Here is a 24,715-nt window from a genome sequence, read left to right on the forward strand (position 1 = left end):
CGGTCGTACTCCGCCCAGTTCGTGACCTGGTAGCGGTACTTTGGCTTGGTTGTGCCAGGATCCTTCTTCGCTCGCGCTGCCATGTTTGATCTCAAACCGTCAGGAAATCCGGCGCCGCCGGGCTGGATGACATTTTATTGCACCAACGCCCCGCACAATTACCAGCACTGCCGGGTCGTCATCCCTGAAGCCGGAGTCTTGAGACCGGTGTTGTCGATTGACAGCGTCCCGCAACGGTCTCCCGTTTGCGCGCCTGCTGGAACTGCCTGTATGACAAAAGTCAGCGCAGTCGGTTCATCTTCTGCGAAGCCAAGGACGTAACTCGACGGTCCGCCGTCCGCAGGACACTGAACCGGGCCCGGCAAAGCACCGACATAAGAGTTGGTCGTTGAAAACCTGCGCTCCATCGCATTAGCCTGTCCGAGCAGCACACTCGCACACTCAGCCCGTCGAGCGCGCTGAAGATATTCCATGTAGTTCGGATAGGCTATGCTGGCGAGGATGGAGATCACCGCCAAGGCAATCATCAATTCGATCAGGCTGAACCCCGCCACTGTCTTGCGGAACTTCATCGCGCAGGTCCCTTCGCACGCTCGCCCTGGTTTGTGTCCATAAGCGTATCGAGCAGAATCACATTGATGCTGCGAGATTCAGCTGCCTCATCCCGCCAGCCAAAGCTGACTGCCTTGCCCACGAGTTGCGTGCCGATCTGTGAAAAAACAACAGACTCGGGGCGGCGGTCTGCGATGAGCAGCACCCGGTTGCTCACCGAATATCGGACACCGTCAATGACCATCGCAGGAGGGGCCAGGGACACGCTCTGAACCACGCCGAAAAGCTCAGGAAGCATTGGCAGCGCATCACGCTCATACGATTGCGCCCAGGCCGTGGTGGTAGAAACTCCGCACAGCGAAACGGCCCATAACAGCGCACAAACCGATAATCTCCTGAACATCAACATCTCCTTGAAAAGCACTCTCACCGCCTGCCTGCCTGCATCAGCGCAATTGGCGCCAGGACTGGCGTCCAAGTTCCCCAGACGTACGGTTTGCCGTTTTACCCAAAACAGCGCCAGACCCCATCGTGTACTTGAAAGTTGCACCATCTCCAGACACGGTGGCTGGCGTCTTTGCCAGGCCACCCGGAACTTTTCGGCCACTCACGACACCACCGCCCTCACCAGTGAGATTATCAGAGTCGTCAAATTTCCCATCCGCATTCATGTCAAATACAGAAAATGTAGTGCGCGCGCCCGATAGCGGCGCCAGTTCCATGATCCAGCTCTCACCCCCATACGAACAGGGATCAGGGTCGGGAATCTGGGTGACGAAAATGATGCGATCATCCCATATTAGAGGCGTGCTGACGGCACGCTCACCTTGCTTGCCATGAACAGGCGAAACAAGATCCATATAAAAACCGAGATCCTTCGTGCCCAGCTTGTTTTCACTGGTGATGCGTGCATCCCAGGTCAAGTCGCCAAACGTCCCGTTCACTTCCTTGATGATCGACTGCTGCACAAGGCTGGAGCGGGCTATATGGGCAGTGTGGCCATCGACCGTTGTCGCCTTGCCGCAGTCCCCCGCCTTGCTTAGCCCACACTTGTCGATAAGTCCATAAAAGCTCTGAACGCGCATGTCGCCCTGATCACCGATCTCAAACATCTGTCCGGTGCCGAAATAGACGGCCACCCCCCCGGTCGGATTACGTGCTGCCTGCGGTTTTGCAGTGATCGCTTGCAACTCGGAGCCGTAGCGCGCTACGAACAGGGGTGCAGGCTTGCTGTTTGCACTGAAAGGAATCCCCCACTCGCCCGCATCCTTTGAACCTAAATCGAATTTCCACAGATTCCCGTGCATGTCCCCAGCATAGACCAGGTCTACCGCACCGTTGTAATCCGTATCAATGGCGAGCGGCGTCGCCAGTCCATTGGGGGACGCGGACCCCGTACCAGTGCCACCCACCTGCGTGTCAATCTTCTTGAGCAACGCTCCCGTCTTGAGATCAACGATGAAAAGCTGCGCCTTGTGAGACACGCTGTTATAGCCATTCCCAAAAATTGCCAACCATTGACCGTTCTCACCGACAACGATCGCAGCTTGACCAATCGCAGCTCCCAATTCAGCGTCGGTAAACTCCCACATGATCTTGCTGGCAGACATTGCCTCAGGGTTCTCGACATCAAGTGCGAAATACCCCTTCCCACCCGCGCCGGTGGAACCGACCAGCACCGTCTTCCAGGCTCCATCCATATAGGCATCAGCAACCCGTGCCGGCCCATCGACCAGGTAGCGATGACTGTATGAAGGTTGCGTCAAGCGAAACAGATTATCGAAGCCAATCAGGTGAGGGATATACGCAAACTCTTCAACGCCGGTCTCCGCATTGAAACCGTGCAACATGCCGTCATTGGAGCCTACGTAGAGCATCCTCTTTCGATTCTTGAATTCCTTTTTTGATTTTCGTTCCACGTAAGCTTGGCGTGCTGATAAATCCAGGACTCCGGCAGAGCCATAACCATAGTCCTCCACACCGACAAAGACCGGATCAGAGTTGACAATATCACCCAAGCGTTTTCTTCTGTCTCGAAAGGCTCCACCATTTGCTTCTTCTTTGCTCTGATCCCCTCTCACCCAATTGACCACATCTGCCGCATCGACGAGATTAGTGCCACCTTTGAGAGCCGCATTTTGAGTATCAGATAGATTTTCCGAAAAAAACTCAACTCCTTTAGGAGGACTCATATCAGGGCGCCAGGTAAATATCTTTCGCGCGGCCGCAGCGGGGATGAGAGTGCTTGCACTCCAGGACGCCGTACTTGCCGGAGAACCCGTGGACCGATTAAGGGGAAAAGCTGTTATCTCACCAGTCCAGCCTCCACTCTCGAAAGTGACTTGATAAATAAGACTGCCTGAAAAAAGCCGATTTGAGTTCGTTGCCACTGCAGCAGACGAGGCCGTTCGCTCCCCAATTTTCGCCAAGGTTTCACTCAAGGCAATAGAAAATTCGTTTGGATTCTGTGCGCTGAAAAATCCACCGCGACCGTTTATTGACGCATGCAGAAGGTCATCAATTAGGTTCAAATCTCTTATTTTCTGAGAACCTCCTCCCCAATCAATTTTCGCCCCACTATCAATTGCGGCAAATGCTTCCACAGGTGAAATAGTCCCAATTACGCCAAGCCCGATGCTGAACGTCACCATATGCTGCCAGAATGCGGGGTCCAGCACCGAAGTCGGCACCCGGTTCGCTAGACTCCCATGCAAATCGCGCTTCCAGTAGTACATCGCCACATCGGCCAGGGTTTCTTCAAAGCCATCGGCAAAGGGGCTTTTCGCCTCATAAGTATAAGAAGCCCCGTCAGGCCCGCTGATCGTGGGACCAGCCACTCCATCCTCGTTCTTGATCGGCGTCTTCCTGAGCTCCCCCTCGTCGCTCCAGTAGCCATCAGTCATGAGAATGGTATAACTCTGTCGGCAGGACAGATGCGTGCCACCCTTTACGCCGGGCGTGCTACTCCAGGGTCCTATTACGCTGCTATTCTCATAGTACTCACCCGCAGCGCGCAGTGCCCGACGCAGCGGCGTACTCAAAGTTGGGTTGATCGCAAACAGCCAGTCGAAGAAAGCTTTACGGTCCGAACCGGAAAAGGCGCGGACACCGCGCTCGATGGTCGTTATCTTCTTGCCATCGACGGTGTCCTCAGTCGCCTTGTTGATACGCCCATAGCCGATGCGAATACCCTCACCCAAGTTCGCAAACGCTCGGCTGACACCCGCCTTTGCCGCATAATCCCGTGTTCTGTAATAGGAGTACCAGTTAGCGAAGTTTTGACGTTCATCCTTATCGGCTGACGTAAATTCTCCATCATTATTGAGATCAATGAGACCAGGTCCTGAAGTCGAACTCACTACCACCTCATCAAAGCAGGCATCATTCAATTCTGCCGAATTGCAACCTTCGTTCGATTCATTGTAGGTGTAATAGTACGCAGACCGCCCTTGCGCATTTTCTGGCTCATAGTATTGGCTATCTTCGTAAGACCAAGTAGGCCTGAAATTTTCACTCAAATTCACCTTGTCCGAAATGTGTGCCCCAGCAGCGTCCAACTGATACCCATTTGTCCAAGCATCCATGAAACTGGCATTACCCAGCGAAACGTTTTCATGATTCCGTGGTGGCAAGTAAACAGCATTCGGATTGTAGTAAACGTTATTAAATCCACTCCATCGTGTCCGACGCCGCCCGGAGCTAAAATAGACTTCATCGGGCATGAAGGACCAAAACATCGACCCTGAATCATCATGGAGATAAATGAGGTTCGGATCAATCGTACCCCCGAGATAGAGTGGTACCTGTGACACATCGAAGCCCTGCGCCTGCACCGTTCCGCATGTGGACAGCGCCGTGGCGGCAACTATTGCAAGCACTATTCTCCTGGATATCGAGAGCTGAGTGAGCGAACACTCTGTACATGACTCAAGCTCCAAGGACAAAATTTCCTTGTTCATCAGCGCCACCTCATTTCATTTTGAAACTGCTTTGCAACACAACCACAGCGACTTCCCTACCATCGACGCCACGACTTGCACCGACGCCACGACTTGTCACTTTGGTTACCTGGATGTCTTTAGAAACTCCAACCTCCAAAGAAGACCCTCCAACAGGGGGTTGGCGCTCCAAAAAAAATCGGGGGGGGACTGCGGCCTGAAAAAAATCGCCATGCGTCTTCGGTTCAGTGCAAGCGTCATCGAAGCTATCGAAAGGAAAACTATTATCTTCCGTCCACTCCGCAGTGGCTGCAGAGGCAATGAAGGCCAGCGCATCTACACCCAGCGCATCTACACTGTTCGCTTCAACATCAAATGCGCCTTTTCCGTTGAAAACGATGACACACTGATTCTCCAGCGCTGATTCACCCTCACGAAGCGCGCTCTCTGCCGCCTGGAAGGCAATATTACGATCCCTCAGGTTGCCTGCCATTCGCTCTTGCTGGGTCGTGACCTGCACGGCAGTCAAACCCAGCATGGTCATCACGAGCAACAGGATCAAGCCGACGATGAGCGTGATGCCTTTTTGTCTCCGCACGGTGACCAGACTCCTGTAGTCAAGGACTGTCATTTGAGCATATTCCTCAGCGCGATGACCTGAGAAAACTCCTGACGATAGACGCGATCTGTAATGTCTCTTTCGAAGAAGGAAGAGGCCTGGGCCTCAGAAAGAACTTCTTCCTGTGTGCTCATCCAGAGATGAACACGGACCGCAACAACCCTTCCCCAATCACCGACCTCGGCAGCGCTTACAAAATCCGTCCGGTCACCGTCAAGCACATAAAAGAAGCGCAGGTCAGCGACACCATCCACCACCTCTTCGTCCACCCCATTCACTTGACGAAACAACGCAAAAATCGGCCCTCCTGAGCTGTTGCTACGTTCCGTTCGGCGTATAAAAAATGCAATATTCATGAAGCGCATCACTTGCGCATCCGGACCGTAAGTCTTTTCTAAATCACCGGATGTATTCTCGGCTGCGCCGTGCCCAATAATGAAGGGGCCATCGCCCTCTACCTTGCTTGCGCGAAAAAGATCGCCAACCTCACAATCCGTAATAAGCACAGCATCCCCCGCAGCGATACCATCCGGATTGCTTTCAAGCTCTATATCCGAACTTTTCAATTCAAGACTTCCTGAAAGAGTGACCGTTTGCCCTGAGCCACGAAACATCACAAGCACATCAGAGCCTTCGACGTTCGGACCAGTCACGACGTCCTCTTCACCATCATGAATAAACCCTCTTAAAACATCATCACTGGTAAATTTTTCCAGCGGAGGTGTTTTTGCAATAACGTCGATCTGGATCGAGTCTGTTTTTCCACAGCCAACGAATCCAGCCATCCTTATGTCATGACTAAGAGCGTCCAGCGCAATTCGCGCATTCTCCTGATTTCTGGACATCGTTTCATTGTAGGTATAGCTCGTACGGCTTTGAAAGAAGACGAAAGTCATCGCACCCAGGATCAGCGAGCCTATGACCAATGAAATCATCAACTCGATGAGTGACATGCCGGTTTGCGGTGCCTTGCCCGTAGAGGAGCGGCCGGCCACACCAAATTTCTGAATGCGCTTCATAACTGCCCCATCACGGTAACCGACTGACTCGCACCAGAGCGGTCGTTTTCATCTGCCCAATCAATGCGGACTATGAAGTTATCGCCGCTGCCTGTGCATACTGCCAAAGCGGGATTATCCGTCCTGCAGATCATCGCCGCGCCGCCTGGCAAGGAGTCCCGAATTGCTGCACCCCATTGGCTCAGATTTTCGTTTTTCTTCGCCGCGATCAACGCCGCTGACATGGTCGTGGTTATGGACTCCTCTTCGTCCACAACAACCACATCATATTCACCTCCATTCGCAACTTCCTTATCCCCTCGCATCCGATCCAGGATGTCGTAGGCGAGTACGCTCGCCTGCGATCTTTGCATTGCGCCTTGATTCACACGCAGACCAGTCAACTGCAAGCCCGCTAGACCGAGCATGCCGATGGACAGGATCACCACCGCGATCAAGACCTCAAGCAGCGAGGTGCCGTGCTGTCCGCGACACGAATCAATTTGCTTGCCCCTCACGATGGGTCTTCTCCTCAAGGACAAAGTTTGCGTTCGGTGGCGATGCGCCCCGCGCCCCGGATCGTCACCTCGCGCGCTCGCGGCGATCCGGACGGGCAATCACCGTTCGCCGCAAGCAAGGAGATTGAGATTGTTCCTGCCCCGGTTTGAAGCGCCCCTCTCGCCGTGAAGCGTAGCGAGACCAGATTTCCAAGCACAACGACGTTTGCAAGCTCTTCGTGCCAGATGAGTACAGCGTCTGGGTCTGAGTCTGCATCGCACGCAACACCCGGAATGATGTACCAGCCACTCACCAGATTTTTGCCATCCTCTGAACACATCATCACATCGTCGCCACGCTTGATGGCCTCGCTGCGAGCGAAGTTCAGTGCCGCCACAAGCTCGTTGGTCTGGCTGGTAACGCGGTGATTGACAATGAGTTGACGCATCTCAGGTACTGCAATCGCGGCGATGATGGCCAGTATTGCAATCGTGATCATCAGTTCGATCAGCGTAAAGCCACCCTTATTGCGCATTACCACACCCTCGATATTCTTGCATGTGAGCATAGAGCCGGCTGTGAAGGAACGCGAGCACGGCTGGATCAGTGGGGCAAGTAGCAGGACGAACGGCGCGGCTGCCACCTTTGCGCGCGCTTCCGCGCCCGCGGATCGTTCGGACCAATTTCGGTCGGAAGCGGGGAGGGCACCAGGACGCTCACTCTACCTCCCACTAAGCTTGTGGCCTGTGATCTCACCCACGGATGTGAGCCTTCGGTGTTGGTGAAATTCTGTCGGAAATATTTACACATGCCAACAGCGCACTCTTTATAATTAATATAAATCAGCGAGTTACGATATACGGCACGAAAATTGCTTTAGAAAGATGACAATTACGAGGTGGCTCAGATGCTCAATACATTTTCAAAGATGGCGGCCGGCGGTGCGGTCGCCTTTTCGATGCTGGTATCAATGCCGGCAAGTGCCCTTGTCATCGACTCCAACTTTCAGGGCTGGGTGGACCAGTATGGTGACGGAAATGGCGCCATCGCCAACAACGACACGTTCACTGGATCGTGGCGGGATCCGCTTACATTTTCAAAAGCCAAGTACAACAGTTGGGCAAATTTCAACCTCAGCGGCATTGCTTCGCCCGTGATTTCAGCAAAGCTGGAAATCCATGCTGCAATCCACCCGGGGGGCGTGTCAGCACCCTATCAAGTGGACGTTTTTGAGGTCAGTACGCCGCTTGCCGCCTTAGGATCAAGCGCGCCAGGCACTGCGGCCTACTGGGACCTTCGGGAGGGTGAGTTATACACGTCCGCTCTTTTGGCAGACGGCGATGTATTGCAACTTGACCTGTCGCTGCAGGCCCTTGCCAACATCAACGCTCTCCTGGGCTCCGACTTCCGCGTAGGCTTCACCAATATCACCACGAATTTGGTCGACCCAGACCGTACTTCAGGCATGTACATCAACGGCAGTGGATCGCTTCCGGGAGGAAGCTATGCCGGACCGAAGCTCATACTTGGATTCGCGAACAACAACACCGTCCCCGAACCTGCATCACTCGCCCTTCTGGGTCTTGGACTGGCAGGCCTTGCGTCGATCCGGCGCAAGCCCCGCGCTGCAAACGAGCTGACCGGGACGGTTTGATACTCACCCAACACCCCAGCCACAGACTCTGATGAAAGGGCTCGTCACTTCACGGTGACGAGCCCTTTCCTATTCAAACCCAGGTATCAATCACCCCGCCGGCTGTACTACCAACCGGCGCTGCAGGCGGTGCAGGAATCGCCTGCAGCAACTGCATCGCACTCTCGGATTGAATGTCCATCGCCATCTTCAGCACCCTGACCGAGGCTTCGGCCTGAACTTCTGCGCTGGCATTGGCGCTGGCGGCGGCGGCGATTGAGGAAACGTCCATGATCTGCTCCGGGTCTGTACATGCACCGCAGCACGATCGCCACGGCACGCTACATGGAGTAACGGCCGCTGATGCGGCCGCTTGAGCATTTTTCCGTATCGCATCGACGCCTGTCAGCGCTGACCGGCGCCATGCCCTCAATCGCGAAAGTTTCCGTACTGCAGCGGGAAGTCGATGATCTGCTTCTTCACCAGCGCGATCGCGTCCTGCAAGATGTCGCGCTTGGCGCCGGAGACGCGAATGGCCTCGCCCTGGATGGCAGCCTGCACCTTCATCTTGCTGTCCTTCAAGAGCTTGACGATCTTCTTCGCCAACTCCTGATCGACGCCTACGCGGACCTTCACTTCCTGCTTGACCTTGTTGCCGGAGATCTTCTCCACCTCACCGTAGTCCAGGCAACGCACGTCCACGTTCTTCTTCGTCATCTCGGGCAGCAGGATGGTCTTGATCTGATCGAGCTGGAAGTCGCTGTCGCCATACAGGGTGAGCAACTTGTCCGCATGCTCGATCTTGGCGCTGCTGCCCTTGAAGTCGTGGCGCCCGTCCACCTTGCGGTTGGCCTGCTCGACGGCGTTGCGCAGTGCGGGCTGGTCAACCTCGGACATGATGTCGAAAGATGGCATTGTTTTGATCCTCCCGCGTGCTCAGCCGTAATGGCAGATGTAGTGATAAGGCTCGCCCACGACCTCGATATCGAAGCTTGAATTGCCCGGCACCTTGAAGGACTCACCCGCGCCGTAGGTCTTCCACTCGGCCTCACCCTTGAAGCGCACGCGGCAGCTACCCGCCGCGCACTCCATGACTTCAGGCGCGTCAGTGCTGAAGGTGAGCGCAGCCGGCAGGATCACGCCCACCGACTTTTTCGTGCCATCGGGAAACTGGAGGCCATGGCTGATGCACTTGCCGTCGAAGTAGACGCTGGCCTTGGTGGAGACGGCGACGCCGTCGATCTTTTCGGTGATGCTCATGAAGATTCAGATCCTTATTCGATGCCGAGCCATCTCTGGATGAAGCCCTTGGCGACGAAGCCGACGAAACCCAGACCCAGCCCGATGAACATCCAGATTGCGCCGTATTTGCCCGCTTTCGATTCCTTGACCAGGTTGCCGATGATGAACAACATGTACAGGATCAGCGCGGTGAAGCAGACCTTGAGGGAGATGTCCTCGAACTCTGCCATCGTCAAACCGAAAATCAGTAGATCCTTATCCATCGCCGGAATTCCAGTGGCCTCTTTGCGTCTCGGGCGGGCTTGCTTGTCGGAGTCAAACGCTGGCAGCACGCATTGCCCATGCGCCTGCCCAGCATCTGGCCAGCCGGCTCTCAGTCGCGCTTTGCCCTGGCGTTGGCTGCGATGCGCAGGCGCAAGGCATTGAGCCGGATGAAGCCATGCGCGTCCTTCTGGTCATAAGCGCCCGCGTCGTCCTCGAAGGTGGCGATCGTCGGGTCGAACAGCGAGTCGGTCCTGGAGTCGCGGCCGGTGACGATGACGTTGCCCTTGTAGAGCTTGACCCGTACCCAGCCGTTAACCGTCTGCTGGGTGTTGTCGATGAGCGCCTGCATGGCAAGGCGCTCGGGGCTCCACCAGTAGCCGTTATAGATCGCGCTGGCGTAGCGCGGCATGAGGTCGTCCTTGAGGTGGGCGACTTCACGGTCGAGGGTGATCGATTCGATGGCGCGGTGGGCCTTGAGCAAGATGGTGCCACCCGGGGTTTCGTAGCAGCCCCGGCTCTTCATGCCGACGTAGCGGTTTTCCACCAGATCGAGGCGGCCGATGCCGTGCTTGCCCCCCAGCTCGTTGAGCTTGGCCAGCAGTTCATGCGCCTTCATGCGCGTGCCGTTGATCGCGACCAGATCGCCCTTCTCGAACTCCAGGTCGACGTATTCAGCCGCATCGGGTGCCGCTTCGGGCGACACCGTCCACCGCCACATCGACTCTTCGGCTTCGGCCGCGGGGTCTTCGAGGTGGCGGCCTTCGAAGGAGATGTGCAGCAGGTTGGCATCCATCGAATAGGGCGAGCCACCCTGCTTGTGCTTCATCTCGATCGGGATGCCATGCTTCTCGGCATAGGCGAGCAGCTTCTCGCGTGACAGCAGATCCCATTCACGCCACGGCGCGATGACCTTCACGCCCGGCATCAGGGCGTAATAACCAAGCTCGAAACGCACCTGGTCGTTACCCTTGCCGGTGGCGCCATGCGACACCGCGTTGGCCCCACGCTCACGCGCGATCTCGATCTGACGCTTGGCGATGAGCGGTCGCGCGATCGAGGTGCCGAGCAGGTATTCGCCTTCGTACACGGTATTGGCGCGAAACATCGGAAAGACGAAATCACGCACGAACTCTTCGCGCAGATCGTCGATGAAGATGTTCTCGGGCTTGATGCCGAACTGCAGCGCCTTGATGCGCGCGGGCTCGAGTTCTTCGCCCTGACCGAGGTCGGCGGTGAAGGTGACCACTTCGCACTGATAGGTGTCCTGCAGCCACTTCAGGATGACCGAAGTGTCCAGCCCGCCCGAATAGGCGAGCACTACTTTGTTGACGTCGCTCATGCTGTTTTCCTGTTTCCTGCCATGTTGCCGGCGCACACGCCCGTGCGTGCCGTGAGTGTCCTGGGGTTTGAGTCAGTCCTGGATGCGGCCGGGCATCAACTACTCGATGAGTGTCTTGAGGGCGTGCAGGCGATTCTGGCTGCGCCGAAATCCATTCATCTTGCCTCTATCCGACCGAGCATCAGGTATTCCATGAGTGCCTTTTGCGCGTGCAAGCGATTTTCCGCCTCTTCCCACACCACCGACTGCGGGCCGTCGATGACCTCGGCCGTCACTTCCTCGCCGCGATGCGCAGGCAGGCAGTGCATGAACACCGCCTCCTTGTTGGCCACCGCCATCATCTCGGCATCAACGCACCAGTCGGCAAAGTCCTTCTTGCGCTCTTCGTTCTCGGCCTCGAAGCCCATCGAGGTCCACACGTCGGTGGTAACCAGATCGGCGCCCTTGCAGGCCTCCATCGGATCGGCGAACGCCTCGAAGTTGGCGGTGCCGTAAAGTCCGGCACGTTCGGGCTCGACCTCATAGCCCGGCGGGGTGGACACATGGACGTTGAAGTCGAGTATCTCGGCCGCCTGCAGCCAGGTGTTGCACATGTTGTTGCTGTCGCCCACCCAGGCCACGGTCTTGCCCTGGATGCAACCGCGCTGCTCGATGAAGGTGAATACATCGGCCAGGATCTGGCAGGGGTGATATTCGTTGGTGAGGCCATTGATGATGGGTACGCGCGAATTCGCGGCGAAACACTCCACCATCTCCTGCTCGAAGGTGCGGATCATCACCAGGTCGCTCATGCGCGAGATGACCTGCGCAGCATCTTCGACCGGCTCACCGCGGCCGAGCTGCGAGTCGCGCGTATTGAGGTAGATGGCCGAACCGCCGAGCTGCTGCATGCCGGCCTCGAAGGACAGGCGCGTACGCGTGCTGGCCTTCTCGAAGATCATCACCAGGGTGCGGTCAAAGAGCGGGTGATAGGGCTCGTAGCGCTTGAACTTGTCCTTGATCCACTTCGCACGCTCGAAAACGTATTCATACTCTTCGCGGCTGAAGTCCTTGAACTGCAGATAGTGCTTGATCGGAGTCATGGGCAATCCTCAGCCGTTGGCAAGGAAGTCGCGAATCATTGGCGCCAGCATGGACACCAGGGTCTGCGCCTCGTCGGCGCTGAAGGTCAGCGCCGGCAGCAGGCGAATGACGCGATCTGCGGTGACGCTGAGCAGCAGCCCCTGTTCGGCGGCACGCCCCATGAGCACGCCGCAGGGACGGTCGAGCTCGATGCCGATCATGAGCCCCTGGCCACGAATATCGACCACGCCGGCGACATCGGCCAGGGCCTCGGCCATGCTCTTGCGGATCAGGTCGCCGATGGCGATGGCGTTATCCATCAGCTTGTCGTCGACGATGGTGTCGAAGGTGGCAAGGCCTGCAGCGCAGGCCAGCGGGTTGCCACCAAAGGTGGAGCCGTGGTTGCCTGGCCCGAACAGCCCCCTGGCATTGCCGGCGGTCACGCAGGCGCCGATCGGCACGCCGGATGCAAGCCCCTTGGCCAGCGTCATCACATCGGGCCGGGTGCCCGCGTGCTGCCAGCCGTACCACTTGCCGGTGCGCCCCATGCCACACTGCACCTCGTCGCACATCATCAGCCAGCCCTTGTCGTCGCAGATGGCGCGCAATTCACGCTGGAACTCCGTGTCCGCCACATTGACGCCACCCTCGCCCTGAATCATCTCGAGCAGGACGGCAACCACGTTGCGATCGTGCTGCGCGATGCGGCGCACGGCTTCAATATCCTTGTATGGCACACGGATGAAGCCCTGCACCAAGGGCTCGAAGCCGGCCTGGGTCTTGCGGTTGCCGGTTGCCGACAGGGTCGCCATGGTGCGGCCGTGAAACGCGCTCTCCATGACGATGATGTGCGGCAGCTCCACGCCCTTGTTGTGGCCGTACATGCGCGCGAGCTTGATCGCGGCCTCGTTGGCCTCACAGCCCGAGTTGCAGAAGAACACCTCGTCCATACCGGAGGTCTCCGCGATACGGTCGGCGAGCTGCTCCTGCAGCGGAATGCGATAGAGGTTGGAGGTGTGGATGAGCTTTCCCGCCTGTTCGGCAATGGCCTTGACCAGTCGCGGGTGAGCGTGGCCCAGCGTATTGACCGCGATACCTGACAAGGCATCGAGATAGCGTTTGCCGGTGTCGTCGTACAGCCACACGCCTTCCCCGTGGGTGAAGGCCACGGGCAGTCTGGCGTAGGTGTTCATGACATGGGACATGGGATACCTCGATCGAAGCTGAGCTGAAAACGCACACGGCGGCAGGCGCCGCCGTGCAGAAACAAGCGGGAATCTTAAGCGAAAACCGGCGCTGCTGTACAGGCGCGTGCGCGCTGGGTGACTGACCGCCGCGCGGTCCGCAAGCTTGTTTTCTGCTAGAATGCGGCGCGCTTTGAGCGCCGCCCACGGGGCAGCGCTGGCGACGCAATCATTCGGCGCTCGGGGGCAATACGTGACTCAGAAGATCGAAAATTTCATCATCGTCGGCATCACCATCGACGGGAAGAAATTCCGCCCCAGCGACTGGGCCGATCGGCTCTGTGGCGTGATGTCGGCATTCGGCGCCGACAACCGGATGATGTACTCGCCCTATGTTCGCCCCGGCTGCACGCTCAAGGGGGACAAGACGGTGCTGGTCGATGCCCGCCTCTACGACATCGAGCCGATGGCTTACAAGTTCATGGTGAACTTCGCCAGGGACAACCAGCTGCAGGTCGACTGGATTGGCGACACGCCGCTCTGAACTCCCAGCGCGTGCCCCCGCAACAAGAGCGGCACATCCAAGGCAGAATCCCGCAGCATCCAGTCAAGCAATCTCCCGGCAAGGCACCCACACAAAAAAAGCGACCCTGAAGTCGCTTTTTTTACTGTGTTCCCGCTTTGCTTGTCGATGCTGTGTGACCCACTCAGCCTTGCTCAAGCACAGCGAGCATCTGACAGGATCAAGCAGCCATTGCTTTGACGGCAGCGGACAGGCGGCTCTTGTGGCGAGCGGCCTTGTTCTTGTGGATGATCTTCTTGTCGGCGATGCTGTCGATGGTGCTCATCGAGCTACGGAAGACCGACTGCGCTACCGACTTGTCGCCACCCACGATCGCCTTGCGCACGGACTTGATCGCGGTACGCAGACGTGAACGGAGGCTGGCGTTATGGGCGCGACCCTTGACTGCCTGACGTGCGCGCTTGCGAGCTTGTGCCGAGTTGGCCATAAATATGATTCCGCTGAAGATTGGTTCTGGAAAGTCGGCCATTCTATCCAGCTATAAAAGCGAACGCAAGCATAGTTTGCCCGCCGGCGCCACTGTTGCGGCTTACAGTGGCGCCGGCACACGGCTATGATGCGTGCCTTGCCGCTCGCGGCCCCGCTTCATCCCACGACCTTCACCTCATCGACTCCGCATGAACCTGCTGCGCGCCCTCGCTACCGTCAGCGGCATGACCCTGCTGTCCCGCATCCTCGGCTTCGTGCGCGACTTCGTCATCGCCCGCGCCTTCGGCGCCGGCATCGCCACCGACGCCTTCTTCGTTGCCTTCCGCCTGCCCAACCTGCTGCGACGCATGTTTGCCGAAGGTGCGTTCTCGCAGGCCTTCGTGCCCATCCTGGCGGAATACAAGAACCGCCAGGGCGCCGAAGCCACCCACACCCTGGTCAATCGCGTCGCCACCCTGCTCGGCCTGATCGTGGCGGTGGTCGCCGCCCTGGGCGCGCTGGCCGCGCCGCTCATCATCTACCTCTCCGCGCCCGGCTTCTCCACCGACCCGGGCAAGTTCGAGCTCACCGTCGAGCTCACCCGCATCACCTTCCCCTACATCTTCTTCATGTCGCTGGTGGCGCTGGCGGGCGGCGTGCTCAACACCTGGAGCCGGTTCGCGATTCCGGCCTTCACGCCGGTGCTGCTCAACCTCTCCTTCATCGCCATGGCACTGTTTGCCGCGCCCTACTTCGAGCCGCCCGTGCTGGCGCTGGCGTGGGCGGTGTTCATCGGCGGCGTGCTGCAACTACTGCTGCAGATCCGCCCCTTGTGGAAGATCGGCATGATGCCGCGCTTCGACCTCAACCTGTCCGACCCGGGCGTGCGTCGCATCATGAAGCTGATGGCGCCCGCCATCCTCGGCGTATCGGTGAGCCAGATCTCGCTGCTGATCAACACCATCTTCGCCTCCTTTCTCGCCAGCGGCAGCGTGTCCTGGCTGTATTACGCCGATCGCCTGATGGAGTTTCCCGCCGGCCTGCTCGGCGTCGCCCTGGGCACCATCCTGCTGCCCAGCCTGTCCAGACTGCATGCCGACGACAAGGCCGGCGAGTTTTCCTCCCTGCTCGACTGGGGCCTGCGCCTCACCCTGATGCTGACCCTGCCCGCTGCGCTCGGCCTCGCCCTGCTGGCGGTGCCGCTGGTGGCAACACTGTTCAACTACGGCGCCTTCGGTGCCACGGACGTGATGCAGACGCGCAGCGCGCTCATCGCCTACAGCGTGGGCCTGGCCGGACTGATTCTGGTGAAGGTGCTGGCGCCGGGCTTTTACGCCCGTCAGGACATCCGCACGCCGGTCAAGATCGCCCTGCTCACCCTGCTCGCCACCCAGCTCATGAACGTCCTCTTCGTCTTCGTGCTGCCGCTGCGCCATGCTGGACTTGCGCTGTCGATCGGCTTGGCGTCCTGCCTCAATGCCGGACTGCTGTATCGCGGTCTGCGCCTGCGCGGGGTCTATCTGCCGCAAGCGGGGTGGACGCGCTTCCTGCTCAAGTTGCTGGCGGCGCTGGTGGTGATGGCGGGCGTGCTGTGGTTTGGCGCCGGGCCAGACCACCTGTGGGTCGAAATCGGCGGCCTGGCGCGCGGCCTGCGCCTGACCGCCGTGGTCGGCGCCGGCGCTCTGGCCTATTTCCTCACCCTGTTCGTGCTCGGCTTTCGTCCGCGCGACTTCCGTCGCCGCGGCGCCTGAGCGCAGCCGAGGCCGTCTTCCGCGATGAAGCTCTACTACGCCGACCACTTCGTGCTGCCCCTGCCCGACGGCCACCGCTTCCCGATGGAGAAATACGCGCTTCTGCGCAGTCGACTGCAGACCTGTGGCCAGTTTGCAGCTGCGGATTTCTGCGTGCCGACGGCGGCGAGCACGGACGAAATTCTGCGCGCGCATGACGCTGACTACCTGCAACGCATCACCAACGGCACACTGGATGCGGCGCAGATCCGACGCATCGGCTTCCCCTGGTCAGCCGCGATGGTCGAGCGTTCACGCCGCTCGGCCGGTGCCACCCTGGCCGCCTGTCGCAGCGCGCTCGAACGCGACGGTGGCAGCGCTTGCGCCATCAACCTCGCCGGTGGCACCCACCATGCCCATCGCGACTTCGGCTCGGGCTTCTGTGTGTTCAACGACGCTGCGATCGCCGCCCTCAGCATGCGCGCCGAAGGCCGGGTGCAGCGCGTGGCCATCATTGACTGCGACGTGCATCAGGGCGACGGCACGGCCGCCATCCTCGCCACCGAAGCCGACATCTTCACCTGCAGCCTGCACGGCGCACGCAACTTCCCGTTCCGCAAGCAGCGCAGTGATCTTGACGTCGAGTTGGCGGACGACACCAGCGACACGGCCTACCTGCTGGCGCTCGACGCGGCACTGGACACGGTGTTCGAACGTGCGCGACCGCAACTGGTGATCTATCTCGCCGGCGCCGACCCCTACGCTGGAGATCGCCTTGGCCGCCTTGGACTGAGCATTGCCGGTCTGCAGGCGCGCGACGCCCGCGTCCTCGGCGCCTGTCGCAGGGCGCAAGTGCCGGTCGCGATTGCCATGGCCGGCGGCTATGCCGAGCCGATCGAAGACACGGTGAGCATTCACTTCAACACCGTCATCACCGCCGCGCGCATGCTGCGCCACATGTCCTGAAGGCATGAGCGCAAGGCCGGTAGAGCTCACACTGATCGGGGTCGACTTCACCTCGGCGCCGCGGCGGGCCAAGCCGATCACGGCCGCCATCGGGCGCCTCGACGGCAAGGCGGTCGAACTCACGCGCATCGAAACCCTGTCCGACTGGCCTGCCTTTGAAGCCCTGCTCGTACGCCCCGGCCCCTGGCTCGGCGCTTTCGACTTTCCCTTCGGGCTGCCACGCGAAGCGATCGTCGACCTGGGCTGGCCATTGAACTGGCCCGAACTGGTGCGCCACTGTGAAGCGCTGGGCAAGAGCGCTTTTCGCAGCGCACTGGACGCCTATCGCCAGACCCGGCCCTTCGGCCAGCGCTACGCACACCGCAGCACCGACTTGCCAGCGCGCTCGCACAGCCCGCTCAAATTGGTGAATCCGCCAGTGGGACTGATGTTCCTGCAAGGTGTGCCGCGCCTGCTGGGCGCGGGCGTGAGCCTGGCGGGCATGCATGCTGCGGACCCACAGCGCCTCGCAGTGGAAGCTTATCCCGGCCTGATCGCACGCAGCATCACGCCCGACTCGTACAAAAGTGACGACAAGCGCAAACAGACCTCAGCACGTCGGGATGCGCGCCGCTGCATCATCGACGCCGTGTGCACGGGACACACGCCGCAAGGCTTCGGCCTGAGGCTTGACGACTTCCACCGGGCGCGCTTGATCGATGATGCCAGCGGCGACTGCCTCGATGCCGCGCTCGCACTGCTGCAGGCCGCCGCCTGCGCCCACGCCGGCCCACCCCATTTCGGCCTGCCCGCAGACATCGACTCCCTGGAAGGCTGGATCGCCGGCGCCTGAAGCGCTGCGCTCTTGTGCCAGGGCTCACGGCGCACCGGCGCCGTCGTGCAAGGCGACAGGCCGCAAGCCGCGCGCCGCAAGCCGCACTTTGGGCGCAGCCCCGGCTCAGAGCTTCTTCACAAACTCCGTCTTCAGCCTCATTGCGCCGATACCGTCGATCTTGCAGTCGATGTCATGGTCGCCCTCGATGAGGCGGATGTTCTTCACCTTGGTGCCGACCTTGACCACCAAGGATGAGCCCTTCACCTTCAGATCCTTGATCACGGTGACGCTGTCACCGTCCTGCAGCACATTGCCGTTGGCGTCCTTGAACACTTTCTCGGCTTCCCCGCCCTCGTCGGCGGCGGCCTGCGGCCACTCGTGGGCACATTCGGGGCAGACATAGTTCGGTCCGTCTTCATAGGTGTATTCCGAACTGCATGCTGGACACTTCGGCAAATTGCTGCTCATCCTGTTTCCTCGTTCGTATCGATTGCATGACCGGGCATGTCGCCACCAACAGATTTTCTCGGCGTGCGCCGTCTCCGGCCTGATAATTGCGCATGACCGACATTATCCCCCCTACCGCTTCAAGCGCCGACGCCACCGCCCTGCCGCAGACCACAACAACTGCACAGGCTTTCGACACCTTGGCGCTGCCCGCAGGCATGCTCGCCAACCTGCAGCAACTCGGCTATCTGTCGATGACGCCCATCCAGGCCGCAGCCCTACCCTTCGCCCTCGCCGGCGAGGACCTCATCGCCCAGGCCAAGACCGGCAGCGGCAAGACCGCCGCCTTCGCCTTGCCGCTGCTGGCCCGGCTCGAGCCCCAGCAGCTGGCCGTTCAGGCTCTGGTGCTGTGTCCGACGCGCGAGCTGGCCGACCAAGTGACACAGGAGATCCGCCGCCTCGCGCGCTTCGCCGAGAACATCAAGGTGCTGTCACTGTGCGGCGGCACGCCGATGCGGCCGCAGCGCGACAGCCTGGCGCACGGCGCCCACGTCGTGGTCGGCACCCCGGGCCGCATCATGGATCACCTCGAACGCGGCAGCCTCAGCCTCGACACCCTGAACACCCTGGTGCTTGACGAGGCGGACCGCATGCTCGACATGGGCTTTCACGACGACATCGCCTGGATCGCCCAGCATTGCCCACCCAAGCGCCAGACCCTGCTCTTTTCCGCCACCTTCCCGGCCGGCATCGCCGCGCTCGCGCAGCGCTTCCTGCGCACGCCCAGGACGGTGAAGCTGGCCGAGCAACACGCCGCCGACAAGATCCGCCAGCGCTTCTACGAAATCGAACACCCCGCACGGCTGCAGGCGGTTGCCACCCTGTTGCGTCACTATCGGCCGGTCAGCACCCTGGCTTTTTGCAACACACGCCAGCAGTGTCGGGCGCTGGTCGAGCTGCTGCGCACCGAAGGCTTTCACGCGCTCGCCCTGCATGGTGAGATGGAGCAGCGCGAACGCGATCAGGTGCTGATCCAGTTTGCCAACCGCAGCTGCTCGGTGCTGGTGGCCACCGACGTGGCCGCGCGCGGGCTCGACATTGCGCAGCTCGAGACGGTGATCAACGTGGATGTGACCCCCGACCCCGAAGTGCACATTCACCGCATCGGCCGCACCGGGCGGGGCGATGCCGAAGGCCTGGCACTGAGTCTGTGCAGCGGCGCGGACAAGCGCCGCGTGGCTGCAATTGCCCAGGCCGCGGGCTTCGAGCCGGAGTGGCAGGACATCACTGCTCTGCCGATCGAGGACGCCTCAGCCTTGCGCCCACCGATGAGCACACTGCTGATCCTGGGTGGGCGCAAGGACAAGATCCGCCCCGGCGACGTGCTCGGCGCGCTCACCGGCGAAGCGGGCTTCACCCGCGAGCAGGTGGGCAAGATCACCGTGACCGACCATCACACCTATGTTGCGGTGACCCAGGAGATTGCAGGCGATGCGCTACGCCGGCTCGCAGCCGGCAAGCTCAAGGGGCGCCCGGTGAAGGTGCGCGCACTCGAGGACTGAAGAGCCGAGGAACTGAGGGGCCTGAGCTTATTCGATCGTTACCCGGATCGCCGGCGCCGGCAGGCCACGTCGCTTGCGCTCGGCCTGTATCAGTTCAGCGATATCGGTGTTGGCGTTCTGCAAGGCCCACACGTCGGCTGCCAGGCCGGCGTCGTTGAGCGCGTTGAGATCGGTGGCAGGCACGGCGAGCAGACGACGCACCACCTCGATATGGCCATTGCGGGCGGCGATCATGAGCGGGGTGGCGAGGTTGGGTGCCTTGATATTCACATCGGCGCCGGCGCTCAGCAAAGTCTCGACCATCGACTCCCTGCCCTCGAAGGCTGCGTAGTGCAGCGGCGCCCAGCCTTCGTGATTGATCTGGGCGCCGGCCTTCAGCAGCGCCCGCGCGGCATCGTCGTGGCCACGCAACACGGCCAGCATCAGGGCCGAGTCACCCGCCGGGTTGCGGTAATCGATGCGCACCCGGTACTTGAGCAAGGCCTCCAGCGCCGCAGTCTGACCCTCGCGCGCGGCGAGAATCAGCAGCGTGTTGCCCTGCGCATCGACGGTGTCCGGATCGACTCCGCGCTGCAGCAGGCTGGCGAGCGCCTTCGCGTCGCCCATCGTCGCCGCATCAAGTGCGTCGTCGTAACTGCCGGCTAGGCTGGCGGTGGACACCAGACTGCAGGCAAGGATGGCGCCAAGGGCGAGAAGCTGGCGCAGCCCGGCACGGGAGAAGGGAGTCGGGGAGAAAGGGGGCGGGGACGAACGCAGAGCGCGCGAAGCGGATTCAGGCAAGTTTCTGGGCATGGCGAAATAGGCGAAAGAAGTTATCGGTACTGGCCTGTTCGATACGGGCCAGCGGTTCATCGCGCAAGCGGGCGATTTCTTCCGCCACGTGCACCACCCAGCCGGGTTCGTTGGTCTTGCCACGATGCGGCATGGGTGCGAGGTAAGGCGCGTCGGTCTCGATCAGCAGGCGCTCGAGCGGCACCCGCTTTGCCACCTCCTTGAGCTCCTTTGCACTGCGAAAGGTGACGATACCGGAGAAGGAGATATAAAAACCCAGCGCCAGCGCGCCTTCGGCCATCTCCCAGCTCTCGGTGAAGCAGTGCATCACGCCGCCTGCTTCGCCCGCCTTCTCCTCGCGCATCAGGCGCAAGGTGTCATCTGCGGCGCTGCGCGTGTGCACGATCAGCGGCTTGCCGGTCGCGCGCGCCGCGCGGATGTGGGTGCGGAAACGCTCGCGCTGCCACTCGGGTGCATCCTTGTGCCAGTGGTAATCCAGCCCGGTCTCGCCAATCGCAACCACCTTGGGGTGGTCGGCCAGCGCTGCGAGCTGGGCCACATCGGGTTCCTCGCAGTCGGCGTTGTCCGGATGCACCCCGACCGAGGCCCACAGGTGGGGGTGGCGCTCGGCGAGCCCGAGCACACGCGGGAAGTCCTCGAGCTTGACACTGATGCACAGCGCGGCACCGACATCATTGTGTGCCATGGTGGCGAGCACTTCATCCTCGCGCGCGGCAAGGTCGGGAAAATCGAGATGGCAGTGGGAATCAACAAACATGGGAAGGGCCAGACAGGAAATCGGAACGGACGCCACACTGACACACAAAACAGTGCGACGGTTCAGCAGGGTATTCAGTTGGGTGCTCGGTGACCCGGCGGTGAGCCGAGCCGGATCGAGTCCGCGTACTCACTCCGCACGCCCATTCAGACCGTATGCCTGGGCCGGCTGGAGCCGAGGTGGCTGCCAAGAATCTGTTCGATGCGCCCGCGCAACACCTTGCCCGCGTCGTCGTCCGCGAACTGCACACCGACACCCTGGGTCTTGCCACCCTGCGCACCCGGTGGCGTGATCCAGGCCACACGCCCGGCGACCGGGTGTCGGGTCGGATCATCCATCAGCTGTACCAGCATGAAGACTTCATCGCCCAGGGTGTAGTGCTTGGAGGTCGGCACGAACAGGCCGGCATGGCTGAGAAAAGGCATGTAGGCGGCATACAGCGCAGACCTGGAGCTGACGTTCAGGGAGAGCACGCCCGGGCGCGCCGTCTGCGGCTTGACGTGAGTGCTCACGGCCTTGCTCCGGCAAGCGCGCGCGCATAGCGCAACAGCATGTCCTCGAGCACCAGGCGCGTGTTCAGTGGGTGGCGAGAGAGCTTGCGAATCTGCATCGTCTCATTGTAGCAGCCGCTCAAGGCCGCAATGCTGCAGCGGCTCGCGAGCGCTGACATCAAGCCCTCCTGCGCCGGGAAGAAGCGCAGCCTGCCGCCCATGCGCAAGGCCGCCAGATCACCGACCCAGCACTGCATCCAGGCGCACAGCTCAGGCAGCCCGAAGCCAGCAGCAAGCGCCTCCCTGGATTTGAGCCAGGCTTCCCACTGCGCGGCAACACGCAGCGCATCGGCCGCCTGCAAGGCCGACACATCGCGCACGAAGCGCGCCAGCAAGGCGCCTGTGCCCGTCGCCGCCATGCGCTCCGCTGCCAGCGGCATGCCTCCGGCGAGCGCGAGCAGCGCCAGCAGCTGCGCGTCGGCCTTCGCCTTCCACGGCTGCAGGGAATCCGCCGACGGGCGCGAGAACGACCACTGCTGGCAGCGGCTGCGGATGGTCGGCAGCAGGCGCCGCGGTGCCGACGACAGCAGCAGGAACACACAGCCCACCGGCGGCGCTTCGAGCAGCTTGAGCAGCGCATTGGCAGTGAACACGTTCATCGCCTCCGCCGGGTCGAGCACGATGACACGGCGCGAGCTGTGGTGTCCAGTGACGCTCAAGGACGCTTGCAGGTCGCGGACCTGTTCGATGAGGATCTGCGCCGACTTGGCCTTGCCTTCCTTCGCGCCGGGGTCCGCGCCTTCACTCTCGGCGCCCTCAGCGACCAGATCGGCGGCCGGCACCAGGTGATGCAGATCGGGATGATTGCCTGCCAGCCGCCACTGGCAGGCCGTGCACCGGCCACAGCCGTGGCCGTCCGCCGTGGGCGCCTCACACAGCAGGCGGGCAGCCAGCGCTTCGACCAGTGCGCGCTTGCCCAGCCCGGGTGGGCCCACGAACAGCAGCGCGTGCGGCAGGCGTTCGCCGAGTTCGACGAGTCGCGTCCAGGTGTCCTGCAGCCAGGGCTGAATCATGCGCCCACCAGCGCCGCGACGATGCGCTCGATGTCGGCACGGATGAGCTCGGGCGCACGATTGGCATCGAGCACGCGGATGCGTTGCGGCGCCATGCGCGCACGCTCGAGGTAGGCCTCGCGCACACGCACGAAGAAATCGCGCTGTTCCCGCTCGAAGCGATCGGGGTCGGCGCCGGTGGAGGCCACCCGCGCCGCGGCGATCTCGGGCGGCAGGTCGAACAACAGGGTCAGATCGGGTTGAAAGCCGGGATGAACCCAGGCTTCGAGCACATCGAACTTGGCCCGCGCCAGGCCGCGCCCGCCCACCTGATAGGCGAAGGTGGCGTCGGAGAAGCGGTCGCACACCACCCAGCGCCCTGCCGCCAGCGCAGGTTCGATGCGCGCGGCAAGATGCTCGCGCCGCGCGGCGAACATCAATATGGCCTCGGTCTCCAGATCCATCGGCTCGTGCAGCAGCAGCTCGCGCAGGCGTTCGCCCACGGGCGTACCACCGGGTTCGCGCGATTGCTCGACGACAATGCCGCGCGCCTGCAGCAAGGCAAGGGTCGCGGCAATCTGGCTGCTCTTGCCCGCGCCGTCTATGCCTTCGAAGCTGATGAAACGTCCGCGCGCCACACGCTCAGTCGAGTTCAAGGTTTGCCCCCATTGGGTTTGCCGCCATTGCGGATGAAGCGGTTTACCGCCTGGTTGTGTTCGCTCAAGCTGCGCGAAAACTCGCTGCTGCCATCGCCGCGCGCAACAAAATACAGATAGTCGCTGTGCGCCGGCTTGAGCGCCGCACGCAGCGCATCCGGACCGGGCATCGCAATCGGCGTCGGCGGCAGGCCGCCGCGCGTATAGGTGTTCCAGGGGTGGTCGGTGTCGAGGTGCTTGCGCCGCAGGCGACCGTCGAAATCCGCTCCCAGGCCATAGATCACGGTCGGGTCGGTCTGCAGCGGCATGCCGATGCGCAAGCGGTTGGCAAACACCGAGGCCACCAGGGCGCGGTCCTCGGCGCGACCGGTCTCCTTCTCCACGATGGAGGCCAGAATCAGGGCCTGATAAGGCGACTGCAGCGGTGAGTCCGGGTCGCGCTCGGCCCAGGCCTGATCGAGCCGCGCCTGCATCGCGTGATAGGCCCGGCGCAGCACGCCAGAGACCGGCGAGCGCTTGTCGAACAGATAAGTATCCGGAAAGAACAGGCCTTCGGCCTGCGTCTCGCTGGCGCCGATGAGGGCGAGAATCTCGGCATCGCTCAAGCCGGCGGTGTCGGGCTCGAGTTCGGCGTGGCGCTCGAGCGTATTGCGCACCTGGCGGAAGGTCCAGCCCTCGACCAGCAGGACCTCGGCCTGCGACACGTCGCCATCGGAGAGCTTGAGCACCAGCTGCCAGGGCGTGATGCCGGCATGCACTTCGTAGCTGCCGGCCTTGATCGTGTTTGCGCGCCCGCCGATGCGCGCCAGCCAGCTCAGCCAGACTGGATTCACCTCCACGCCGGCACGCGCGATCACCGCCGCTGCCTGGCGCATGCTCAAGCCACGCTGCACGGTGAAATCAACCACCTCGCCCTTGAGCGTCAGCGGGCGGTGCGCAAACTCGTATGCCGCCCCGAGGGCGAACACGGCCAGCGCCAGCAACAGCAACACGGAGCGCAATACGAGACGTTTCATGGCGGATCGACAAGACCATGGTGAGCGCAGGGGCGACCACCGTTTGGCGGGCGCCTATAATACTGCATCGCACTGAGCTCACTGAGCCTGTAGCCAGCAAGCTCATCAACCC

General features: G+C 61.1%; 28 protein-coding genes. 6 read left to right on the forward strand and 22 right to left on the reverse strand.

Translation table 11 applies throughout. The annotated features are described in order from the left end of the window. Positions 1-158 precede the first annotated feature (158 nt). The 7 genes from M622_RS26980 to M622_RS27005 are packed head-to-tail and all read right to left on the reverse strand — an operon-like array spanning position 159 to position 7,140. Entirely contained in the window at positions 159-572 is a 414-nt protein-coding gene (locus tag M622_RS26980) for a type IV pilin protein (RefSeq protein WP_021248725.1), read from the reverse strand. After that, positions 569-976 carry a hypothetical protein gene (locus M622_RS26985; RefSeq protein ID WP_021248726.1) on the reverse strand — a complete coding sequence of 136 codons (408 nt, stop codon included), beginning with the start codon at positions 974-976 and terminating at the stop codon, positions 569-571. The genes M622_RS26980 and M622_RS26985 overlap by 4 nt, the downstream gene beginning before the upstream one ends. Positions 977-998: 22 nt before the next feature. After that, positions 999-4,511, reverse strand: a complete 3,513-nt coding sequence (locus M622_RS39635) for a pilus assembly protein (protein WP_157281981.1) — start codon at positions 4,509-4,511, stop codon at positions 999-1,001. Positions 4,512-4,521: 10 nt separating this feature from the next. Beyond that, positions 4,522-5,121, reverse strand: coding sequence for a pilus assembly PilX family protein (locus M622_RS39320; protein ID WP_021248728.1), 600 nt, complete (start codon positions 5,119-5,121; stop codon positions 4,522-4,524). Further along, positions 5,118-6,128 carry a PilW family protein gene (locus M622_RS26995; protein WP_021248729.1) on the reverse strand — a complete coding sequence of 337 codons (1,011 nt, stop codon included), beginning with the start codon at positions 6,126-6,128 and terminating at the stop codon, positions 5,118-5,120. Before M622_RS26995 ends, M622_RS39320 begins: the two co-directional genes overlap by 4 nt. Next, the gene (gene pilV / locus M622_RS27000) at positions 6,125-6,625 is read right to left on the reverse strand and encodes a type IV pilus modification protein PilV (RefSeq protein ID WP_021248730.1); all 501 of its coding nucleotides are present in this window, start codon (positions 6,623-6,625) and stop codon (positions 6,125-6,127) included. Before pilV ends, M622_RS26995 begins: the two co-directional genes overlap by 4 nt. A 14-nt stretch (positions 6,626-6,639) precedes the next feature. Beyond that, the gene (locus tag M622_RS27005; protein ID WP_031346551.1) at positions 6,640-7,140 is read right to left on the reverse strand and encodes a GspH/FimT family pseudopilin; all 501 of its coding nucleotides are present in this window, start codon (positions 7,138-7,140) and stop codon (positions 6,640-6,642) included. Positions 7,141-7,512: 372 nt separating this feature from the next. On the opposite strand from M622_RS27005, the gene M622_RS40510 reads away from it, so the two are divergent. Further along, positions 7,513-8,259 carry a PEP-CTERM sorting domain-containing protein gene (locus M622_RS40510; RefSeq protein WP_021248732.1) on the forward strand — a complete coding sequence of 249 codons (747 nt, stop codon included), beginning with the start codon at positions 7,513-7,515 and terminating at the stop codon, positions 8,257-8,259. 73 nt (positions 8,260-8,332) lie between these two features. Here M622_RS40510 and M622_RS27015 read toward each other — a convergent pair whose 3' ends face one another. From M622_RS27015 to M622_RS27045, 7 genes are all read right to left on the reverse strand, one after another. Further along, entirely contained in the window at positions 8,333-8,530 is a 198-nt protein-coding gene (locus M622_RS27015) for a YjfB family protein (protein ID WP_021248733.1), read from the reverse strand. 137 nt (positions 8,531-8,667) lie between these two features. Further along, complete coding sequence (locus M622_RS27020; protein WP_021248734.1) at positions 8,668-9,153, reverse strand: YajQ family cyclic di-GMP-binding protein; 486 nt, start codon at positions 9,151-9,153, stop codon at positions 8,668-8,670. Positions 9,154-9,174: 21 nt separating this feature from the next. Beyond that, a complete protein-coding gene (gene ppnP / locus M622_RS27025; protein ID WP_021248735.1) occupies positions 9,175-9,498 on the reverse strand; it encodes a pyrimidine/purine nucleoside phosphorylase in 324 nt (107 codons plus the stop codon). 14 nt (positions 9,499-9,512) lie between these two features. Further along, positions 9,513-9,743, reverse strand: a complete 231-nt coding sequence (locus M622_RS27030) for a DUF2788 domain-containing protein (RefSeq protein ID WP_021248736.1) — start codon at positions 9,741-9,743, stop codon at positions 9,513-9,515. Between the two features lie 110 nt (positions 9,744-9,853). Then, entirely contained in the window at positions 9,854-11,083 is a 1,230-nt protein-coding gene (locus M622_RS27035) for an argininosuccinate synthase (protein ID WP_021248737.1), read from the reverse strand. A gap of 155 nt (positions 11,084-11,238) precedes the next feature. Next, positions 11,239-12,165, reverse strand: coding sequence for an ornithine carbamoyltransferase (gene argF / locus M622_RS27040; protein ID WP_021248738.1), 927 nt, complete (start codon positions 12,163-12,165; stop codon positions 11,239-11,241). A gap of 9 nt (positions 12,166-12,174) precedes the next feature. Then, positions 12,175-13,350, reverse strand: a complete 1,176-nt coding sequence (locus M622_RS27045; protein WP_021248739.1) for an aspartate aminotransferase family protein — start codon at positions 13,348-13,350, stop codon at positions 12,175-12,177. Positions 13,351-13,582: 232 nt separating this feature from the next. Here M622_RS27045 and M622_RS27050 point away from each other — a divergent pair, with 232 nt between their 5' ends. Continuing rightward, positions 13,583-13,873 carry a DUF3579 domain-containing protein gene (locus M622_RS27050; RefSeq protein ID WP_021248740.1) on the forward strand — a complete coding sequence of 97 codons (291 nt, stop codon included), beginning with the start codon at positions 13,583-13,585 and terminating at the stop codon, positions 13,871-13,873. 199 nt (positions 13,874-14,072) lie between these two features. On the opposite strand, the gene rpsT is transcribed toward M622_RS27050, so the two are convergent. Beyond that, complete coding sequence (gene rpsT, locus M622_RS27055; RefSeq protein ID WP_021248741.1) at positions 14,073-14,339, reverse strand: 30S ribosomal protein S20; 267 nt, start codon at positions 14,337-14,339, stop codon at positions 14,073-14,075. 190 nt (positions 14,340-14,529) lie between these two features. On the opposite strand from rpsT, the gene murJ reads away from it, so the two are divergent. The 3 genes from murJ to M622_RS27070 are packed head-to-tail and all read left to right on the forward strand — an operon-like array spanning position 14,530 to position 17,848. Next, positions 14,530-16,071: a murein biosynthesis integral membrane protein MurJ gene (gene murJ / locus M622_RS27060; RefSeq protein ID WP_021248742.1), complete on the forward strand. Its 1,542-nt coding sequence runs from the start codon at positions 14,530-14,532 to the stop codon at positions 16,069-16,071. Between the two features lie 24 nt (positions 16,072-16,095). Then, entirely contained in the window at positions 16,096-17,016 is a 921-nt protein-coding gene (locus M622_RS27065) for a histone deacetylase family protein (protein WP_021248743.1), read from the forward strand. Between the two features lie 4 nt (positions 17,017-17,020). Further along, a complete protein-coding gene (locus M622_RS27070; RefSeq protein ID WP_021248744.1) occupies positions 17,021-17,848 on the forward strand; it encodes a DUF429 domain-containing protein in 828 nt (275 codons plus the stop codon). A 105-nt stretch (positions 17,849-17,953) separates the two neighbouring features. Here the strand turns inward: M622_RS27070 and M622_RS27075 are convergent, their stop codons facing one another. Continuing rightward, positions 17,954-18,298, reverse strand: coding sequence for a zinc ribbon domain-containing protein YjdM (locus M622_RS27075; RefSeq protein WP_021248745.1), 345 nt, complete (start codon positions 18,296-18,298; stop codon positions 17,954-17,956). Positions 18,299-18,390: 92 nt separating this feature from the next. Between M622_RS27075 and dbpA the strand changes: the two genes are divergently transcribed. Beyond that, on the forward strand, positions 18,391-19,839 hold the full coding sequence (gene dbpA, locus M622_RS27080; protein WP_021248746.1) for an ATP-dependent RNA helicase DbpA: 1,449 nt from the start codon (positions 18,391-18,393) through the stop codon (positions 19,837-19,839). Positions 19,840-19,866: 27 nt separating this feature from the next. Here dbpA and M622_RS0120100 read toward each other — a convergent pair whose 3' ends face one another. The 6 genes from M622_RS0120100 to mltG all read right to left on the reverse strand — a co-directional run bounded on the left by M622_RS0120100 (position 19,867) and on the right by mltG (position 24,603). Beyond that, a complete protein-coding gene (locus M622_RS0120100) occupies positions 19,867-20,631 on the reverse strand; it encodes an ankyrin repeat domain-containing protein (RefSeq protein ID WP_031346554.1) in 765 nt (254 codons plus the stop codon). Continuing rightward, a complete protein-coding gene (locus M622_RS27085; RefSeq protein WP_021248748.1) occupies positions 20,612-21,388 on the reverse strand; it encodes a TatD family hydrolase in 777 nt (258 codons plus the stop codon). The genes M622_RS0120100 and M622_RS27085 overlap by 20 nt, the downstream gene beginning before the upstream one ends. Before the next feature lie 146 nt (positions 21,389-21,534). Then, complete coding sequence (locus tag M622_RS27090; RefSeq protein ID WP_021248749.1) at positions 21,535-21,900, reverse strand: PilZ domain-containing protein; 366 nt, start codon at positions 21,898-21,900, stop codon at positions 21,535-21,537. Beyond that, entirely contained in the window at positions 21,897-22,952 is a 1,056-nt protein-coding gene (gene holB / locus M622_RS27095) for a DNA polymerase III subunit delta' (protein ID WP_021248750.1), read from the reverse strand. Before holB ends, M622_RS27090 begins: the two co-directional genes overlap by 4 nt. Further along, positions 22,949-23,587: a dTMP kinase gene (tmk, locus tag M622_RS27100; RefSeq protein WP_031346556.1), complete on the reverse strand. Its 639-nt coding sequence runs from the start codon at positions 23,585-23,587 to the stop codon at positions 22,949-22,951. The genes holB and tmk overlap by 4 nt, the downstream gene beginning before the upstream one ends. Continuing rightward, positions 23,584-24,603 (reverse strand): endolytic transglycosylase MltG, encoded by a 1,020-nt coding sequence (mltG, locus tag M622_RS27105; protein ID WP_031346557.1) that lies wholly within the window; start codon positions 24,601-24,603, stop codon positions 23,584-23,586. Before mltG ends, tmk begins: the two co-directional genes overlap by 4 nt. Positions 24,604-24,715 lie beyond the last annotated feature (112 nt).

The organism is Thauera terpenica 58Eu (genome assembly GCF_000443165.1).
GTDB classification, from domain to species: domain Bacteria; phylum Pseudomonadota; class Gammaproteobacteria; order Burkholderiales; family Rhodocyclaceae; genus Thauera; species Thauera terpenica.